This window comes from Nocardioides sp. CFH 31398 (genome assembly GCF_022436705.1).
GTDB lineage: Bacteria > Actinomycetota > Actinomycetes > Propionibacteriales > Nocardioidaceae > Nocardioides.
The window spans coordinates 404,479-422,635 of sequence record NZ_JAKUHT010000003.1; the positions used below are offsets into that span (position 1 = coordinate 404,479).

General features: G+C 71.1%; 17 protein-coding genes. 7 read left to right on the forward strand and 10 right to left on the reverse strand.

The genetic code is table 11. From position 1 onward, the window contains the following. Positions 1-1,392 carry an MATE family efflux transporter gene (locus tag MJ876_RS04305; protein ID WP_240234829.1) on the reverse strand — a complete coding sequence of 464 codons (1,392 nt, stop codon included), beginning with the start codon at positions 1,390-1,392 and terminating at the stop codon, positions 1-3. Between the two features lie 620 nt (positions 1,393-2,012). Between MJ876_RS04305 and dnaB the strand changes: the two genes are divergently transcribed. Further along, positions 2,013-4,751, forward strand: a complete 2,739-nt coding sequence (gene dnaB / locus MJ876_RS04310; RefSeq protein ID WP_275694433.1) for a replicative DNA helicase — start codon at positions 2,013-2,015, stop codon at positions 4,749-4,751. 520 nt (positions 4,752-5,271) lie between these two features. Here the strand turns inward: dnaB and MJ876_RS04315 are convergent. Beyond that, a complete protein-coding gene (locus MJ876_RS04315) occupies positions 5,272-5,457 on the reverse strand; it encodes a hypothetical protein (protein ID WP_240234830.1) in 186 nt (61 codons plus the stop codon). Between the two features lie 1,054 nt (positions 5,458-6,511). Between MJ876_RS04315 and MJ876_RS04320 the strand changes: the two genes are divergently transcribed. Continuing rightward, positions 6,512-6,946 carry a hypothetical protein gene (locus MJ876_RS04320; RefSeq protein ID WP_240234831.1) on the forward strand — a complete coding sequence of 145 codons (435 nt, stop codon included), beginning with the start codon at positions 6,512-6,514 and terminating at the stop codon, positions 6,944-6,946. Between the two features lie 1,002 nt (positions 6,947-7,948). Here the strand turns inward: MJ876_RS04320 and MJ876_RS22105 are convergent. Further along, a complete protein-coding gene (locus MJ876_RS22105) occupies positions 7,949-8,497 on the reverse strand; it encodes a TetR family transcriptional regulator (protein ID WP_240234832.1) in 549 nt (182 codons plus the stop codon). Positions 8,498-8,643: 146 nt separating this feature from the next. Between MJ876_RS22105 and MJ876_RS04330 the strand changes: the two genes are divergently transcribed. Beyond that, a complete protein-coding gene (locus MJ876_RS04330) occupies positions 8,644-9,471 on the forward strand; it encodes a mycofactocin-coupled SDR family oxidoreductase (RefSeq protein ID WP_240234833.1) in 828 nt (275 codons plus the stop codon). A gap of 22 nt (positions 9,472-9,493) precedes the next feature. On the opposite strand, the gene MJ876_RS04335 is transcribed toward MJ876_RS04330, so the two are convergent. Then, on the reverse strand, positions 9,494-9,883 hold the full coding sequence (locus MJ876_RS04335; RefSeq protein WP_240234834.1) for a hypothetical protein: 390 nt from the start codon (positions 9,881-9,883) through the stop codon (positions 9,494-9,496). Positions 9,884-10,116: 233 nt separating this feature from the next. Between MJ876_RS04335 and MJ876_RS04340 the strand changes: the two genes are divergently transcribed. Then, the gene (locus MJ876_RS04340; RefSeq protein WP_240234835.1) at positions 10,117-10,320 is read left to right on the forward strand and encodes a zinc-ribbon domain-containing protein; all 204 of its coding nucleotides are present in this window, start codon (positions 10,117-10,119) and stop codon (positions 10,318-10,320) included. Positions 10,321-10,347: 27 nt separating this feature from the next. On the opposite strand, the gene chrA is transcribed toward MJ876_RS04340, so the two are convergent. Genes chrA through MJ876_RS04355 form a run of 3 tightly spaced genes read right to left on the reverse strand, consistent with a single transcriptional unit; the run spans position 10,348 to position 12,655 of the window. Beyond that, complete coding sequence (gene chrA, locus MJ876_RS04345; protein ID WP_240234836.1) at positions 10,348-11,721, reverse strand: chromate efflux transporter; 1,374 nt, start codon at positions 11,719-11,721, stop codon at positions 10,348-10,350. Continuing rightward, positions 11,718-12,152, reverse strand: coding sequence for a chromate resistance protein ChrB domain-containing protein (locus MJ876_RS04350; RefSeq protein ID WP_240234837.1), 435 nt, complete (start codon positions 12,150-12,152; stop codon positions 11,718-11,720). The genes chrA and MJ876_RS04350 overlap by 4 nt, the downstream gene beginning before the upstream one ends. Beyond that, entirely contained in the window at positions 12,149-12,655 is a 507-nt protein-coding gene (locus tag MJ876_RS04355) for a Chromate resistance protein ChrB (protein WP_240234838.1), read from the reverse strand. Before MJ876_RS04355 ends, MJ876_RS04350 begins: the two co-directional genes overlap by 4 nt. Before the next feature lie 124 nt (positions 12,656-12,779). Here MJ876_RS04355 and MJ876_RS04360 point away from each other — a divergent pair, with 124 nt between their 5' ends. After that, on the forward strand, positions 12,780-13,883 hold the full coding sequence (locus MJ876_RS04360) for an aromatic acid exporter family protein (RefSeq protein ID WP_240234839.1): 1,104 nt from the start codon (positions 12,780-12,782) through the stop codon (positions 13,881-13,883). Positions 13,884-13,899: 16 nt separating this feature from the next. Here the strand turns inward: MJ876_RS04360 and MJ876_RS04365 are convergent, their stop codons facing one another. Next, complete coding sequence (locus MJ876_RS04365; protein ID WP_240234840.1) at positions 13,900-14,874, reverse strand: YihY/virulence factor BrkB family protein; 975 nt, start codon at positions 14,872-14,874, stop codon at positions 13,900-13,902. Between the two features lie 105 nt (positions 14,875-14,979). Between MJ876_RS04365 and MJ876_RS04370 the strand changes: the two genes are divergently transcribed. Further along, on the forward strand, positions 14,980-16,017 hold the full coding sequence (locus tag MJ876_RS04370; RefSeq protein ID WP_240234841.1) for a restriction endonuclease: 1,038 nt from the start codon (positions 14,980-14,982) through the stop codon (positions 16,015-16,017). Here the strand turns inward: MJ876_RS04370 and MJ876_RS04375 are convergent. Together MJ876_RS04375 and MJ876_RS04380 are read right to left on the reverse strand one after the other, a co-directional pair. Beyond that, on the reverse strand, positions 16,011-16,571 hold the full coding sequence (locus tag MJ876_RS04375; protein WP_240234842.1) for an AAA family ATPase: 561 nt from the start codon (positions 16,569-16,571) through the stop codon (positions 16,011-16,013). The two genes, MJ876_RS04370 and MJ876_RS04375, sit on opposite strands and share 7 nt — an antisense overlap. A gap of 20 nt (positions 16,572-16,591) precedes the next feature. Beyond that, positions 16,592-17,536 carry an NADP-dependent oxidoreductase gene (locus MJ876_RS04380; protein WP_240234843.1) on the reverse strand — a complete coding sequence of 315 codons (945 nt, stop codon included), beginning with the start codon at positions 17,534-17,536 and terminating at the stop codon, positions 16,592-16,594. A gap of 89 nt (positions 17,537-17,625) precedes the next feature. On the opposite strand from MJ876_RS04380, the gene MJ876_RS04385 reads away from it, so the two are divergent. Continuing rightward, entirely contained in the window at positions 17,626-18,141 is a 516-nt protein-coding gene (locus tag MJ876_RS04385) for a MarR family winged helix-turn-helix transcriptional regulator (protein ID WP_240234844.1), read from the forward strand. Positions 18,142-18,157: the final 16 nt, after the last annotated feature.

Genomic DNA, 18,157 nt, shown 5'->3' on the forward strand with positions numbered 1-18,157 from the left:
CTAGAGCCCCCGGCCCGGTGTCCCCGCCCCGGTGACCAGCCACGCCGTGCCCCGGGCCCGGTGCAGCAGCACGACGGCGCGCCCGCCCATGAAGACCGTCACGAACACGACCCAGGTGGCGACCACGCCGCCGCCGACGCCGGCGACGAGCAGGGCGACCGGGGCGTGCGCCAGGAGGACGACGAGGCCGCCCCACGCCAGGTAGCGGCCGTCGCCGGCGCCGATCAGCACGCCGTCCAGGACGAACACGACCCCGGCGAGCGGCTGGGCGAGGGCGGCGACGAGGAGCACCGGGACGAGCAGGTCGCGCACCGCCGGGTCAGGCGTGAAGAGGGGGCCGAGGAGCGGGGCGGCGAGGGCGAGCAGCAGCCCGGTGACAACGCCGGACCACACGCCCCAGGTGACCATCCGCCGGGTGACGTCGCGGGTGCCGGCCACGTCGCCGGCGCCCAGGTAGCGACCCGTGATGGCCTGTGCGGCGATCGCGACGGCGTCCAGGACGAAGGCCGTGAAGGTCCACAGCGTCATCGCCAGCTGGTGGGTGGCGAGCTCGACGTCACCCCCGGAGGAGCCGGCGGTCGCGGCGACGGCGCCGAGCGTGACGGCGTACGTGGTGACGAGCAGCGACGCCCGCAGGGTCAGGGTGCGCACGAGCAAGGGGACGCCGTCGCGTGCGGCGCGCAGCACGGCGCCGCCGCGGGGTCGCAGCGAGGCCCGCGCCCGGCGGGCGGCCCGGACGACGACGAGCAGCAGGACCAGCGCGGACAGTGCCTGGGCGACCACGGAGCCGAGGGCGGCGCCCGCGATCCCGAGTGCGGGGACGGGTCCGAGGCCGTAGACCAGCACGACGTTGAGCACGACGTTGAGCAGGTTGCCGACGATCGCGACGACCAGCGGCGTCCGGGTGTCCTGCAGCCCGCGCAGGACGCCGGTCCCGGCGAGCACGACGAGCAGCGGGGTGACACCGAGCAGGGCGGGCCGCAGGTAGTCCTCGGCGTACCCGGTCACGGCGGGCGACGCACCGAAGGCGGCGAGGACGGGGTCGGCGACGGCGAGGCCGACCACGGTGAGCACCACGCCCAGCGCGACGGCCAGCCACAGGCCGTCCACCCCGGCGGACAGGGCACCGGCCCGGTCCCCGGCTCCGAGGCGGCGCGCGACGGTCGCAGTCGTGCCGTAGGCGAGGAAGACGCACAGACCCACCACGGTCTGCAGGACGACGGCCGCGACGCCGAGCCCGGCCAGCTGGGCGGTCCCCAGGTTGCCGACCACCGCGGCGTCGGCGAGCAGGTAGAGCGGCTCGGCCACCAGGGCGAGGAAGGCGGGGAACGCGAGCCGCACGATCTCCCTGTCGTGCCGGCGCGAGCCGGTGCGACGCTCGGCGCGGCTCACGCGGCCCCACTCTAGGAGGGTCGTGCCGCCGCCCCGGGAGGGCGGTGGAGAGCCTGTGGGTAAGTGGCGCAAGCGTCCTCTACTAGCCCCGACGGGCCGGGGTCAAGGGCATGACCCGCAACCCGACGAGGAGTGACCGGACCGTGAACGAGGTCGTCGCGAAGAAGTTTTCCTCCACACCTGTGTGGTCGCGTCGTCGCAGGTCAGAGGCTCTTGGATCGTGCAAACCGCGTCGTTCTCCACAGGTCTGTCCCCACCCTGTTCACACCGGCATGGCGCGTCGTCCACCGGTGTCGACGGTTGTCCCCAGGGGGCTGTGGACAAGGTGGTGTCGCCCGACCGCCGTGCGGCCCTAGTGTCGGCGACCTGAGGTACCTTCCGCGCTCCGCGGCCGGCCCCCGGAGGGTGGTCAAACGGAATGTCGGTGCCCACGTCCAGAGTTCACGTCGAACGGCAGTTCGATGCGACGTCGACAGAGCTGAGGGGTGCGGACAGTGAGCGTCACCGACCAGGACCAGGTCTTCGGCCCCCCGGAGGACGCGTGGGGCGACGGCCCGGCGCCGTACGCACCCGGTGAGGCGCCGTCCGGCGGCGGGGCCGACCGGACGCCGCCGCAGGACATGGCGGCCGAGCAGAGCGTGCTCGGGTCGATGATGATCAGCAAGGACGCCATCGCCGACGTCGTCGAGGCGATCAAGGGCACGGACTACTACCGCCCGAGCCACGAGATCATCCACGACGCGATCATCGACCTCTACGGCCGCGGCGACCCGGTCGACCCGATCACCGTCGCCGACACCCTCGGTCGCCGCGGCGAGCTGCAGCGCGTGGGCGGCGCGCCGTACCTGCACACCCTCACCTCGACCGTCCCGATCGCGCTCAACGCCGGCTACTACGCCGAGATCGTGCGGGAGAAGGCGATCCTGCGGCGCCTGGTCGAGGCCGGCACCAAGATCGTCCAGATCGGCTACGCCGGCGAGGGCCAGGTCGACGCCGTCGTCGACGAGGCGCAGGCGGAGGTCTACAAGGTCACCGAGCGGCGCGCGAGCGAGGACTACGTCCCGCTGTCGGCGATCATGGAGGGCGTCCTCGACGAGATCGAGGCGATCGGCAACCGCGAGACCGGCCTGTACGGCGTCCCCACGGGCTTCGCCGACCTCGACGGGCTCACGAACGGTCTGCACGCCGGCCAGATGATCATCGTCGCCGCGCGCCCCGCGATGGGGAAGGCGTTGGCCCTCGACACCCCGCTGGCCACCCCCGAGGGCTGGACGACGATGGGCGAGGTGCAGGTCGGCGACCGGCTCCTCGACGGCGCCGGCGACCCGACGACGGTGGTCGCGGCGACCGAGGTGATGGAGCGCCGCCCCTGCTACGAGGTGGTCTTCTCCGACGGCTCGCGCATCGTGGCCGACGCCGAGCACCTCTGGCGGACCACGATCGCGGGCTCGGGCCGGTCCCGGGTGCGCACCACCGACCGGATCCGGCGCTCGCTGGACAGCACGCACGTGGTGCTGATGCCGGACTCCTCCGAGCTGAAGATCGAGAACGTCTACCGCGTCCGGTCGGTCCCGGTGCGCTGCGTGCAGGTCGACAACGCGGAGCACCTCTACCTGGCCGGGCGCTCGATGATCCCGACGCACAACTCCACGCTGGCGCTGGACCTGTGCCGCGCGGCGTCGATCTCGAACAACATGACGAGCGTCTTCTTCTCCCTGGAGATGAACCGCTCCGAGATCACGATGCGCCTGTTGTCGGCGGAGGCGATGGTGCCGCTGAACTCGATCCGCACCGGTCAGCTCACCGACGCCGACTGGCAGAAGCTGGCCCGCAAGATGGGCGAGGTGTCCTCGGCGCCCTTCTTCATCGACGACAGCCCGAACATGACGATGATGGAGATCCGGGCGAAGGCGCGGCGCCTGAAGCAGCGCCACGACCTCAAGCTCATCGTCATCGACTACATGCAGCTGATGAGCTCGGGCCGCAAGGTCGAGTCCCGCCAGCTCGAGGTCTCGGAGTTCTCCCGCCAGATCAAGCTGCTGGCCAAGGAGCTCGAGGTCCCGATCATCGCGCTGAGCCAGCTGAACCGTGGCGCCGAGCAGCGCAGCGACAAGCGCCCGATGATGAGCGACCTGCGTGAGTCCGGCTGCCTGACCGCCGACACCCGCCTCATGCGGGCCGACACCAACGCCGAGGTCAGCCTCGGCGAGCTCCTCGACAGCGGCGCGACCGACGTCCCCGTGTGGGCGCTGGACGACCGCCTCGCCCTGGTGCCGCGGACGTTGACCCACGCCTTCCCGTCCGGCACGAAGCCGGTCTACGCGATGACGACCGCGTCGGGCCGCACGATCCGGGCGACCGCGAACCACCGCTTCCTCACCGTCGACGGCTGGCAGCCTCTCGGCTGCCTCCGGCTCGGGACGCCGATCGCCGCCCCGCGCCACGTGCCGTCGCCGCTGATGGTCGCGCCCCGCTCCGACGACGAGGTCGCGGGCGTGGCGCGTCTGCTGGGCGAGGAGTCGCTGAAGCGCCGCTCGTTCCTGCCCGACGGCCTGCGCCGGGTGCGCAACAGCCGCAAGTTCGTCCCCGACTGGGTGTTCGGCCTGCCGTCGGCGCAGCTCGCGGCCTTCCTGCGCCACCTCTTCGCGACTCCGGGCACCGCCGCTTTCGCGGACGGGTTGCGCCCGCTGACGTCGTACGGCGCGGTGAGCCGCCGTCTGGTCGACGACGTCGCCCGGCTGCTGCTGCGCTTCAACGTCTCGGCGTCCGTCACCCGTGTCGAGCGACCCGGCCTCCGCGACGCCTGGTGCCTCTCGGTGGACGACGCCGACGACCAGCTCCGCTTCCTCGAGAAGATCGGCGTCAGCGGCTCCCGGGAGACCGAGGCCGCCTTCCTCACCGCGATGCTCCGCGCGAACCGTCCGGAGCAGCAGGACGCCGACGCCCCCCTCGCGGGCCGGCTCGCCGGCGCGGCCGCCGGCGACGCACAGGGCGGCACCGCGACCCTCCCGCGGGTGGTGGAGGTGCTGGACGACGAGGACCTCGAGGTCGTCGCGACCAACGACGTCCGCTGGGACCCGGTCGTCTCGATCGAGTCCCTCGGCGACCAGCCGGTCTACGACGCCACCGTCATGGGCCTGCACAACTTCGTCGCCGACGGCCTCGCCGCCCACAACAGCTTGGAGCAGGACGCCGACATGGTCATCCTGCTCCATCGCGAGGACGCCTACGAGAAGGAGTCCGCCCGCCCGGGCGAGGCCGACGTCATCGTGGCGAAGCACCGCAACGGACCCACCCGCGACATCGTCGTGGCCTTCCAGGGCCACTACTCGCGCTTCGTGGACATGGCGCACGGCTGAGCGAGTGCCGCCGGTGCCGGCGCCAGTCCAATCTGGCAGTAACGAAAAGTAAACTGTCAGTTACACAACGAATTTGTCAGTGCGACCGAGTTCCAGCCCGATCCAGTGCTGCGTGGCTCGACTTGCGGCAGTGCACGATCGGTCACCCGCGACCCGCAGACGGTCCGCCGTTGGGAGCAGGGGCCGCTTTCGGCCGAGCCGTGCGGTGCTGGTGCGCCTGGCTGCCTTGTACGGCACCGACATGCAGACCCTGGCGGGTGCGTGACGCCATCGCGGTGTGTCCACCACGTTCACGCTGCCGCCGTCCAGGAAGCGCCGCTGGCACGTCACAGGTCAACGCGTCAACAGTGCGTAGAAGAAGCCCACAACGTTGATTAGGACGATGACGGCAACGACCGTGAGGATCACGCGCTTTTTTGGTCGGAGACGGCGGATTCACCATACGGGGCCTCTTCATGCGTCGGATGGTACGAGCGGATCGCCCGGCGCACGCGCAGTGTTGCTTGGCTTACGGCCCGCGCTAGGAGTCCGAGCCAGCCTGACCTTCCCAATAGGCCGCAAAAGCTTCCGGGTCATCAGCAGCGCCCAGGGCAGCCATAAAATACCCAAGCTGATCCGGACCACCCGCGAAGTCGGCCAACGGTAAAGCGCTGTAGCCGTACTCGATAGCGAAGGCCATCACGGCGCCCGGGCTCACCTCATCCATTGACACAGCCTAGGCGGAAATCGTCGAGCGGCGCATGCGCAACATTGCCCGCCTCGCGCGCACGTGAGAGGAGTCGCCCGGGGAACTCCGATCCGCCCTGCGTGGACCCCTCACTGCCCATAGAATGGCGGGATCATGGAACCGGGAACAGTGTGCAGCCTTACGGTCACCTTCATCGAGGACCGCGAGGGTCGCGCCCATGTCCGACTGCCGAACGGCTCGAAGACTTCCCTAGCTTACGGCGCCTTGACTGAGTCGCCGTCGGGTGCGAGGGGAAACTTCGTGCGCACTGAGCAAGGTTACGAGATCTACTGCAGGGACGACGACTGGTCGTTGGTGGCTCAAGACTTCAAAAGTGCCGCACGAGCACTCGAGGAACACACCCAATCTCACCGGGCTTGAGAGCGAATCCGCGGGTGGCGGCGTGTGCGCAGTTTTGCCCGGCTTTGCACGCACGTGCGTGAGACCGGGCCAATTGGGCCTAGTCGCCGGTGCGAGACCGACTACGTCCCGCGGCCAGGACTGCGACGACGAGAAGTACGACGCCAGCACCGACCACGCCCCAGAGCCCAAGGTTGCCCGGGTTCGTGACGGCGACCGCAATTGCCGCGGCGACGATCACGACAACGCCGACGCCAATACGCGCCACGTCCACCCGACTATCCCTGCCCATGACTGTGCCCCCATCTCGCTGTGATCCCGCAGGGTAGCGGCGCATGCCCAAGGCCGGTGCCCTGGTGTCACGGGCCGGAGTGCAGCCGCCGGCTAGAGCGTTTCAGTCGTTGGCCGACCGCCGGTGCCGGAGCTCACGTGTAGTGGTGAAGGCGACTGCGGCCGAGAGAAGAACGGCCGGGATGCAGAGGAAAGCCGCCATTGTGCGGGCAGCGGGCGTGGGCCCAGAGAACCTCCACGTTCCGTGACGTACGCCCGATGCGCACCGGCTGCGACCGGCTGGTATTGGTATGGCAACGCGAAGACGGGCCGAGCCGGGGTACTTTCCGGCGCTATGGAACCAGCTAACCAGGGCGCGCTGACCGGCGGTGGATTGGCCCTGGTGACAGCTCTGATCACGCTCTTGGGCAGTCACCGGTTCAGCCTGCGGCGCGAGACGAGGGACAGACTGCGTCTGGAGGCGGCGTCGTTCGTCTCGGGCTGCGAGCAGCTGTTCGCAGCGTCGACGCGTCAGCAGAAAGCCCTATTTTTCCACGCCAAGGCTGAGCGGGAAGACCCCGAGAAGGCCCCCGGCGTTCTGGCAATCCTGAATCGCGCCGATGATGAGGCTGCTAGGGCAAACAAGCAGGCGAGAGCCTCGCGGTTCCTCCTTCAGCTAGTGCAACCGCGTCTAGCAGACGCGTCGGATGAGCTCTACGACGCGGCCATGTTTGGCACTCCGGCTGGTTCTCCTGAGGGTGCGACGACGGCGCATGCCGACAGGTTCGAGGGAGCTCGCGCAGAGTTGGTGCGGCAGCTGAAGGAACTCCTGAGGTAGTCCAGACCAGCGCTGCTGCCCTGGCGGGCCTCTCCTGACGGCACGCTAGTGGCGTAGCGGGGCCATCGGCGGCGTCACGGTAGGTTAGACCCGCTGGGGGCAGGACGAGCCTCTGCCGCCCTACGTGGTCAGCGTTTTGGGCGATGACCCGCCGTCGCATTCGTCCACCTCACGTCAGATGGCGGGGGCAGGTCGCGCCTGGAGTATGCGAGGTCGGGATTGGCCAGACGGCGAGACGAGTAGCGCAAAAAGTGCGCACTCGTACCGCCAACCTTCGACTTGGCCGGCATTAGGGTCATGCTGCTGCCACCACTGACGGCCACTCAGGGGCCGTGGGGGCAGATCCCGAACGGCTTCAGAGCGAACCTTCTCGAACTTGTCGCGCAGGGAAAGTGTCTTGCCTTTGGGGGTGCCACGGGGACCGGATCGGGCTCAGTTCCGGTGAGCCTAGGACCATTTCGGCCCCAGTCGATTACTTAACCCAGCGACTCATCGACCTCGGCGTTGGTTCCCTCGTACGGAACTCGCTCGTACAGCAGGTTTAGTGCATCGATGAAGACGGGGTTAGCGGCCGGGGCGTCGCTGCGGTAGGTGAGCGCTCCGCCGTGAAGTCTCAGCCCGCAGGGGGGTCGAGCCCCAGGTGCCTCCGAAGACCTCCTGATTGATTGCGCGCTCGCAGTCCTGGACCTAAGCAGTGATAGAACCGACCCAATCGCTACCTCAGCGCGCAAGGAGCCGAACGCGCGCTTGCGGGCGCCGGAGCTCTCGCGCGCACTTCTACGAAGACGTGGCCATCGACATCCCCACAGCCAGCCGCACCAGTCCCGACCCGATGACAGGGCCTTAGAGGACGGTCCTGGCATGCTGCTCCTCGTCTCAAACTCGAGGGGTGTCACGGGTAGACGATGCCGACCACTGACAAGATGGCTTCAGCCCTTGATGACAGGATCGCCCGTCTGCGCAGGTCCGCACTGACAAGTTCTTCCGGCACCGTCGGCCGGATCACGAGGTCTCGGCGAAACCCCCGGCGAGCGAGGCCAGCGCCCGGTCGACGGCGTCCTCGGGTGTGGTGCCGGGGTGGTCCGCCCACCACGTCAGGGCGGCCAGGGTGACCGACTGGACGGCGGTGGCGAGCGCGGTGGCCCGCAGGTCGTCGGACTCGTCGAGGTGGCTCGCGACGAAGTCGTGGATCGTCGTCCGCCAGGCGACGAACGCGGGGGAGAAGGTCGACTGGAGCTCGGGGGAGCGTGCGACGACCCGGAGCCGGCGACGGTCGAGCGGGTCGGCGTCCGCACGGATCGACGAGCACACCGCCAGGCGGATGCGCTCGACCAGCGGCAGGTCGTCGGGGGTGGCCTCGAGCCGCTCCGCGAGGTCGTCGAAGGCGCCCACCAGCGTTCCCCAGACCACGTCGCTCTTGGCCGGGAAGTAGCGGTGCACGGTGCGGAGGTCCACGCCCGCGGCCTCCGCGATGTCACGGACGGAGACCTCGGAGTAGCCGTGCTCGTCGAACAGGCCGAGCGCGACCTCGGTGAGACCCCGGGCGGTCACCTTCGGTGGGCGGCCGCGCCGCGGTGCCGGGGGTTCCGTCGCCGTCACGTCCGGTCCTCCCTCGCCTCTTCCGCTCCCGGGCCGGCCACATTAATGTCAGGGTCTGGCAATAAGAGGTGCACCACCACCCTCGAGAGGTTCCCACCATGCCCACTCCCGTCCCCGGCCGTCTTGCCGGCAAGGTCGCCCTGATCACCGGTGTCGCCCGCGGGCAGGGCCGGGCCCACGCCGTCAGGCTCGCCCAGGAGGGCGCGGACGTCGTCGGCCTCGACCTGGCCGGTCCGCTGCCCGGGGTGCCGTACGACTCGCCGACGCCCGACGACCTCGACGAGACCGCCCGTCTCGTGGAGCAGGAGGGTCGCCGGGCGATCCTGCGGCAGGGCGACGTCCGCGACCTCGCCGCGCTGAAGGACCTGGCGGCGACCGCGGTCGCCGAGCTCGGCGGGCTCGACGTCGTGGTGGCCAACGCCGGCATCTGCGTCCCGGTGACCTGGGACGAGACGACGCCGGAGACCTTCTCGACCACGATCGACGTCAACGTCACCGGCGTGTGGAACACGGTGGTGGCGACCGCACCGCACCTCATCGAGCGCGGGGGCGGATCGGTGGTCGTGATCAGCAGCTACGCGGGCAAGAAGATGCAGCCGTTCATGATCCCGTACACGACGAGCAAGCACGCCCTGGTCGGCATGACGCGCGCCTTCGCCGCCGAGCTCGGCAAGCACCACGTCCGCGTCAACAGCATCCACCCGGGTGCGGTGAACTCGCCCATGGGCTCGGGCGACATGGTCTCGGCGATCATGCGGACCAACGAGACGAACCCGCCGCTGGCCGGCATGGGGACGCCCTTCCTGCCCCGGTACGCCGCGGAGAGCGACGAGATCTCCGCCGCGGTGGCCTTCCTCGCCTCGGACGACGCCGCCTTCATCACCGCCGAGCACCTCAGCGTCGACGGGGGCGCCCAGTACTTCTGACCGCGGTTCGACGGAGGACGGGTCAGCCGGCCCGCTCGAGGGTCCCGCGCGGCGTGCGGTCCCAGGCGTTGTCGGGACGGGCGACGTCGTCGTCGTCCTCGTTCGACAGCCCGAAGGTCTCGACGTGCGCGCGGCGCGAGGTCAGGAACTCGGTGGAGAACCGGAGCGTCAGGCGGCCGTCGACCCCGGGTCGTCGGACGAGCTCGATGCGCTCGGGCCGGACCCTCGAGTCTTCCTCGGCCAGCAGCACCCGCGGGCGCGCCCGGTCGCTCGACGCCAGGACCTCGTAGCCGACCCCGCCGCTGCGGAGCTGCACGTTGAACCCCTGGTCGAGTCGGGCATCGGGGTCCCGGGGAAACAGGCGGGCGAACTGCACCGAGACCGTGAAGAGGCCACCCTCACGGCGGGGCATCCGGTACCGGACCTGGGTCAGGTCCGCGCGCCGGCGGGCCGCAGGGCCCTGGCCCTCGGCGTCGCCGCGCGGGTCGCCGATCCGGGCGTCCGAGGGGAGCCGCGAACGCGGTGAGTGGGCGCACGGTGCCTACCGATCAGGAGGAGGACGGCTCGGGCCCGAGAGGGCGTGACCGTACCCCGGCGCACCCCCGTGCGGACACCGTCGCGCCGTGTCGTCACTAGGCTCGCCGCATGTTCTTCCTCTTCGGCTTCGGCACCAAGCGTCAGCACGTCGGAGCCGGGTCGGCGCGGACCTGCCCGCGCTGTCACAACCACACGCAGTGGGGCCGGGTGAAGGAGTTCAAGCAGTTCACGCTCTTCTTCATCCCGGTGGCGCGCTGGAACCGCAAGGAGCTCGAGGTCTGCGGCATCTGCGGGGCGGCCGTCCAGCTCTGATGACGCCGGGGCGGGGCCGGACAGGCCTCAGGCCAGGCCCGACAGCCCCACCACGACCCCGAGCAGCGCGCAGACGCCCAGCGTGCGCAGCACCGACCACCCGCGCCAGAACAGCAGCAGCCCGGCGACGACCGCGATCGCGAGCGGCGCCCACTGCAGGGAGGTCAGGACGGGGTACTCGACGTCCACCGGTCCGGCCGTGAGCCGGCCCGTGTCGGCGAAGAGCGTGTGGACGGTGAAGAACACCGCGAGGCTCGCGATGACGCCGACGACGGCGGCGGTGATCCCGGTGAGCGCGGTCGACAGGGTGCGGTTGCCACGCAGCCGCTCGACGTACGGCGCGCCCAGCAGGATGAACAGGAAGCTCGGCACGAACGTCACCCACGTCGTGATCAGCGCCGCGATGACGGCGGCGACCCAGGGGTCGAGCTCGCCGGGGTTGCGGTAGGCGCCCAGGAACGCGACGAACTGCACGACCATGATCAGCGGTCCCGGGGTGGTCTCGGCGAGGGCCAGGCCGCGGACCATCTCGCCGGGGGCGAGCCAGCCGTACACCTCGACCGCCTGCTGCGCGACGTAGGCGAGGACGGCGTACGCGCCGCCGAAGGTCACGATCGCGGCGCCCGAGAAGAACAGGCCCTGGTCGACGAGCACGCTCGAGCGGCCGAGCAGCAGGGCCGCGGCGGCGACCGGGGCCACCCACAGCACGAGGCCGACGACGAGCGTCAGCGTCGTACGACGCCCCGACGGTCGTTCCGTGTGGAGGGCGTCGTCGCTGATGAGCGGCGCGGGTCCGGTGTCGGCGGCGGACGCCTTCGGGGCACGGGTCAGGTCCGGGATGGCCCGGCCCAGGAGCCAACCGGCGAGCGCGGCGACGGCGACGACCAGCGGGAAGGGCGCGGCGAGGAAGGTCAGGGCCACGAACGACACCGCGGCCAGGACGACGAGCGCCGGGTGGCCCAGGCCCTTCCTGCTGACCTTGATCACGGCCTGCACGACGATCGCGATCACCGCGGGCGCGAGCCCGAGGAAGACGGAGGCGACGAGGTCGGTCTCGCCGTACGCGACGTAGACGCCCGACAGCACGAGCAGCGCGACGACGCCGGGGAGCACGAACAGCACCCCGGCGACCAGCGCGCCCCTCACGCCGTTGAGCAGCCACCCGACGTACGTCGCGAGCTGCTGGGCCTCGGGGCCGGGCAGGAGCGTGCAGTACGACAGGGCGAAGAGGAACCGCTGCTGGCCGATCCAGCGCTTCTCGTCGACCAGCGTGCGCTGCATGACGGCGATCTGGCCGGCGGGGCCGCCGAAGGTCTGCAGCGAGATCGCGAACCACGCGCGGGTGGCCTCGCGCAGCGGGATGACGTCCTGGGTCCGGGGACGGTCGGGTGCCTGGCTCATGCGGGGGCGCTCCTGTCGAGGACGTAGCCGCGTCGGAAGTAGTGGGCGAGGCCGTCGAACACCGGCCCGGACAGCGCGAGGACGGTGTGGTCGTCCTGCGTCATCGACAACCCGCGCAGGACGACGTCCAGGCCGGGCACCTCGGGGGCGTCGTACCGGTCGTCCTCGAGGTCGGCCTCGTGGACGATGGCGGCGATGCGCCACAGGACGGGGTCGTCGAGGTCGTGGCGGCGCAGGATCGTCTCGAAGGTGCAGTCGTCGCCGTGGTGGCCGTAGTCGACGCCGCGCATGTCGAACGGGGTCGCGTCGTCGGGGACGTCGGCCGGGTCGTCGACGAAGAGGAAACATGCCTCTTTGTCGACATGTCGCTTGATCAACCAGGCGGACGCCGCACGGTCGATGTGGATGCCGGCTCGCGTGGCCCACCTCATCGGGCGGCCTCCGCGCGCTCGTGGTCCGTCCGCGGCGACGGGGCGATCGCCCGGACGGCGGCCGCCGCGGCGTCCCGCTCGGGCGGGGGGAAGTAGTCGCGGCGCTGGATCGCCCGCAGGGTCCGGCGCAGCCGCCGCACCACGCGGAGGTCCTCGACGACGGGGCCGAGCTCGGCGACCTCCGCCGTCAGCCGGCGGTACTCCTCGGCGCGCGCGTCGGCCATGCCGCGCACGAGGCGCTGCTCGTCGGCGCGGGTGAGCGTCTGCGCCCGGAGCAGCAGCGCGCTGCCGTCGGCCTCGAGGACACGGTCGGCCACCCACTCGAGGTGCTCGCGGGTCCGCGGGTCCTCGGGCAGGGCCACCGCGCCGTCCCCCAGCTGGGCCACCCCCAGCGCGCGGAGCCGGCGCCAGACGGCGATGCGCGGGGTCGAGGGCTCACGGGGCACGCGGTAGAGCAGGCAGACCCAGGGCCAGGACTCCGCGGCGACACCCGATGTAACCACGGTTTCAAGGTAGACAATGGCCGGGCTGCGGTCAACGGCGGGGTCGCGCTAGCGTCGTAGGACCACCACGCTGCAGCCCCCGGCGCGGACCGACGCCACCGACCCGGCCGACCCGGGAGGCTCCGTGACCCGCCCCGACCGCTCGCCGTGGGCTGCGCTGCTGCGCGCGGCCCGGCGTCCGGGCACCCAGACCGACGCGCTGCAGGTCGTCAAGGCCGTCGTGGCCGGGACCCTGGCCTGGGTGCTCACCGCCGAGGTCCTCGGCCTCGCGTCGCCGTACCTCGCGCCGTGGACCGCGCTGCTCGCCGTCCACGCGACCGTCTACCGCTCGGTGCACCGAGGGGCGCAGTCGGTGGCGGCCACGTTCCTCGGGGTGGTGCTGGCCTTCGGGGCGTCGTCCCTGCTCGGGGACGGCGTGCTGACGCTCGCGCTGGCGCTGCTGGTGGGCCTCGTGGTGGCCCGTCTGCCGGGCCTGCGCACCGAGGGCGTCGCCGTCGCGACGACCGCGCTGTTCGTCCTGACCGGTGGCATGGCGGACGACGTCGTCCTGCTGGGCGAGCGGTTGGCGGCGACCGGCGTCGGGGTCGTGGTGGCGCTGGTGGTCAACGTGGTGCTGGTGCCGCCGGTGAGCGACCGCAGCGCCGTCCTCGCCCTCGACCGCGTCAACGCCCACCTGGGGCGGCTGCTGGCCGGGATGGCCGAGGACCTGTGCGGCCCCGAGCTCGGCTCCGAGCTCTCCGAGGGCTGGATGGCGCGCACCCGCGAGATCGACGACGAGCTGGCGGACGCGCGAGGCTGGGTGCGGCAGACCGTGGAGAGCCACTGGTGGAACCCGCGACGGCGGCTCGACCCCGGTCGGCTCAGCGACCCGGACTCGATGGACGAGGTGCTGCGCCCGCTCGAGGTGGGCGTGGCGAGCGTCCGCGGGATGGCCCGGGCGATCCACGAGTCCACCGCGTCGTCGCAGGAGTGGGACGCCGACTTCCGCGACGCCTGGATCGACCTGCTCGGTCGGACCGGACGCCGCGTCGCCGACCCGAGCGCCGAGGTGGGCGAGCTCGCCGCCGACCTGCGCTCCCTCACCCGCGCCATCGGTCGCGACGGTCTCGAGGGCCTGCTGTGGCCGCTCTACGGACGCCTGATCTCCGACCTGGGCGACATCGTCGAGATCGTGGACGACGTCGCCTCGTCGTCGGCGGTGCGCCGCGGGCGGACGTCGTCCGGCTGACCGCGCCGCCGGCGGGTCACACCCGCTTCGACACCGACTGGTGGTGGGGGCGGCCCGGGTCGTCGAGGGCGGGGTCGGGGTCGTGGGCGCGGATCGCCTCCAGCTGCGCGCACACCGCGATGCCGTAGAAGAGCCCCATCGCGGACAGCTGGCTCCACACCAGCAGGGCGATGATCCCGGCCAGCGGCCCGTACGTCGTGTCGAAGGACCCGCTGAGCCGGACGTAGAGGGCCAGGGCGGCCGCCGCGGTCGCCCCCAGGACGACGGCGACCCCCGACCCGAGCGCCAGCCACGACAGGGCCGGCTGCCGCCGCCGCGGGGCGTGGTTGAAGAGGGTGGCGATGGTGACGACGAGCAGCACGAGCCCGAGCGGCCAGCGGGCGACCTCGAACGCCACCCGGGCCCCGTCGGACCAGCCGTACTCCTCCGTCATCGCGTCGGCGAACGCCCCGCCGGCGACCAGGAGCGCGAGGCCCAGGCCGACCGGGGCGGCGAGGACGGCGGTGAACACCGCGGCGCGCCCGTACTTCCACAGCGCCGGGCGGTCCCGGCGGATCCCGTAGATCCGGTTGCTGCCCCGCTCGACCTGCGCCATCGCCGTCATCATGGTGAGCGCGGCCAGGCCCAGGCCCAGCACGAGCGCCACCTCCCCGGACTCCTCCGAGCCCTCCGCCGCCCGCGCCAGCGCGTCGTCGCTGCCGCCGCCCGGCGCCACGGCGTTCACGGTCGTGCCGATGACCCGCGACCAGGCGTCGTCGTCGACGTCCGCGGCGATGCCCGCCACCGCCAGCAGGAACGGGACGACGGCCAGCGCGGTCTGCAGCGCCAGCGCACGGGAGTTGGTGAAGCCGTCGCCGTACCGGAACCGCCGGAACGACTGGACGGCGATCGCCTTGAGCCCGTGCCGGCGGACGAGGTGCCAGGCGTCCTCGGCGTCGAGCTCCTCGCCGTCCATCTCGACCGTGACGGGCACGAGCCGAGCGGTGGTCATGAGGTGAGGTTAGGCCTACGACTGCGAGCTGCTCATGCGCATGGCTCCGACCCGACCCTGCGACGCCATCAGCCACAGAAACACAGATGAGGCAGGGTGGGAAGCATGACCAAGATGTGGGGAATCCACAACGACACCCTGGGAGCCGAACTCGTTGAGGGCGGATTCGTGTCGATCGGCTGGGAAGAAATACCAGACCTAAGAACGATCGGCGCCGATCGTGAACGCATCAAGCGGCTGGTTCGGACCACCTACCCGCAGATCAAGCCGGGCGCCGTGCCCGTGAGGGCCGGAGTTCTTCACCGGTTTGCCTTCGAGATGTCCGAGGGCGATCTGATCGTTGCCCCGTACAAGCCGGACAGCACGCTGAACTTCGGTGTGGTGAGCGGACCCTACGTTTTCGACGAGGTCGCCGGGCGCCACCCGCATCGGCGTCCTGTGCGATGGATGAGGGTCGGTGTCGCCAGGGGGCTTTTCCCCCAATCTGCGCTCTACGAGATTGGTTCAGCCGTCACTCTGTTTCGGGTGCGCAAGCATGAAGACATCTTCCGAGCCTTCTTGAACACATCCTCGGAGGAGTCTTTCGAGCGGACGACGGTGGTCACGCCTCCAGACGTCTCCGATACAGACCTCGAGGAAGAGGCAAAGAGCGAGATCAGCGCCGATCGCATCGACGAACACACTCGAGACTTCATCGTGAAGGTGCTGCTGACCGAGTTGTCGCATGAACAATTCGAGCACTTCACTGCCGGGCTCCTGCGTGCCATGGGCTACCAGGCGAGAGTGACGCCCTACTCCGCTGATGGAGGCGTCGACGTCATCGCGCACAAGGACGCACTGGGCCTGGAACCCCCACTGATCAAGGTCCAGTGCAAACACACGACAGCGACCCAAAGTCGGCCGGATGTCCAGCGCCTGATCGGCACACTGGCGTCGAATGAGGTCGGTCTCTTTGTGACCCTCGGTTCGTTCTCGAAGGATGCCGTCGACCTCGAGAGGGAGAGGCAGAACCTCCGGCTTTTCGGAGGGTCGGATCTCACGCGACTCACGCTGGAGCACTACGCGCGCTTGCCCGCCCGGTGGAGGGATCAGATTCCACTCCGTCCGATGCTTGTCGTTGACCGACCACCGGAGGCTCAGTAGGGCAGGCTCGCCAACAGGGCGGCGTACGTGCCGTCGACGTCGCCCTCCCGGCTGCGGACCACCACGGCGCCGGGCCGCTCGGCGGCGAGCCGGGTGAGCACCGCGTGACGGTCACGGAGCACGTCGTCCCCGCCCTGGGCGGCGACGATCCCGCGGACCTGCTCGTGCCAGGGGTCGGCGGACTCGTCGGCGCCCCGGCCGCGACGGTGGAAGCGCGCGACGGTGGCGTCGGCGGTGTCGAGCAGCACCCGCTCGACGAAGGCGGCGCCGACGTCGGTGGCGGCGGCCTCGAAGCGGGCGAGCTCGGCGGGGACCGCGAGCAGCTGGGGGAGGACGACGTCCCCGCTGTCGCGCAGGTACGCCGAGATCATGGCCAGCGCGGCGGGGCGGACCAGGCCGCCGGCGGTGAGGAAGTCGTCCTGCCACCCGCCGATCAGGGTCCGCAGCACGTCGATGTCACAGCACAACGTGCCGGGGTGGTCGGCGGCGTAGCGCCGCGCCAGGGTCGACTTCCCGATGCCGGGCGGGCCGTTGAGCAGCAGCAGCCGGGCCATGGCGCCGAGGCTAGCCAGCCTCAGTCCTGCGCGACCACGACGAGGACCTTGCCGCTCAGGGTGCCGGCCTCGGCGCGGGCGTGGACGTCGGGCAGGTCCTCCAGGGCGACCCGCTCGGTGACGAAGAGGCGGAGCTCGTCGCGGTCGACGCGCGCGGTCAGCTCCGCGAGCTGGGCCGCGTCGCTCTCGACGTACATGTCGACCCCTCGGACGCCACGGGGCTCGTCACTGGGAGCAGGCATCCAGACGGTCGTGCCCACCACCACCCCGTCGTCGGCGACGAGAGCGACCAGCGACGCGTAGGTGGCCGGGTCGACCGGTGCCAGGTTGAGCAGGACGTCGACGGGGTTGCCCACCGCCGTGAGGAGGTCGGTGGTCGTGTGGTCGACGACCTCGTCGGCTCCGAGCGCGCGGACCCGGTCGCGGCCCGTCGGGCCCGCCGTGGCGACCACGTGGGCGCCGGCCGCACGGGCCAGCTGCACGGCGTACGCGCCGACGGCCCCGCCCGCGCCGTTGACCAGCACGCGTTGCCCGCGTCGCAGGTCCGCGTGGACGAAGAGCGCCTGGTACGCCGTGAGGCCGACGGTCGGCAGGACCGCGGCCTCAGCCAGGGGGACGGAGGTCGGAGCGGGCGCGAGCGACGCCGCCTCGACGAGGACGTGGTCGGCCGCGGCACCGTCGGTGGCGAAGGGCAGGAACGCGACGACCGCGTCACCGACGGCGGGGCCCTCGACCCCGGGGCCGAGAGCGTCGACGACGCCGGCCACGTCGACGCCGGGCGTGTGGGGCAGCGCCATGGGCATCGGCCCCTGCATCCGCCCGGCACGGATGTTGTTCTCGACCCCGTTGAACGACGTGCCGGCGACGCGGACCCGCACCTGACCCCGGCTCGGGTTCGGCACGTCGACGTCCTCGTGGCGCAGGACCTCGGGCCCGCCGTACTGGTGGAAGCGGATGGCTCTCATGGTGTCTCCTCCGTTGATGCTTCGAATTCGAAACAACTATGGGAACGGTAGCGGTGCTTCGAATTCAAAGCAAGCCGTAGGATCACGCCATGGCGGACCACTCCGAGGAACCTCTCGATCCCGAGCAGCTCGCGGCGTACTTCGCCGTGATGGAGGTGGCCGGCCTGCTGCGTCACGGTGTGGAGGAGCAGCTGCGCGACGAGGGCGACCTCAGCTTCGTGCAGTTTCAGCTGCTGGCCGTCCTCGGTCTGGACTCGCCCGCCGGCAGCCGGAGCATGACCGAGCTCGCGGACCGCATCGTGTTCAGCCGGAGCGGACTCACCTACCAGGCCGGGCTGCTCGAGAAGGCCGGCCTCGTCTCGCGGGCACCGGCGGCCCACGACGAGCGCGGGGTGACCGTGAGCATCACCGCGGAGGGGCGGGAGCGGCTCGAGCGGGTGCTGCCCGGTCACGTGGACGTGGTGCGGAGCCTGTTCCTCAGTGCGCTGCCCGCGCAGGGCTCCGCCGCGCTCACCGAGCTGCTGGCGCCCGTGCGCGACCACATGCGCTCCCAGCCACCTCGTTCGCGGACCCCGCGTCGGCGCCGGGGGTCGTCACGACCCTGACGGAGAGGGTTGGATG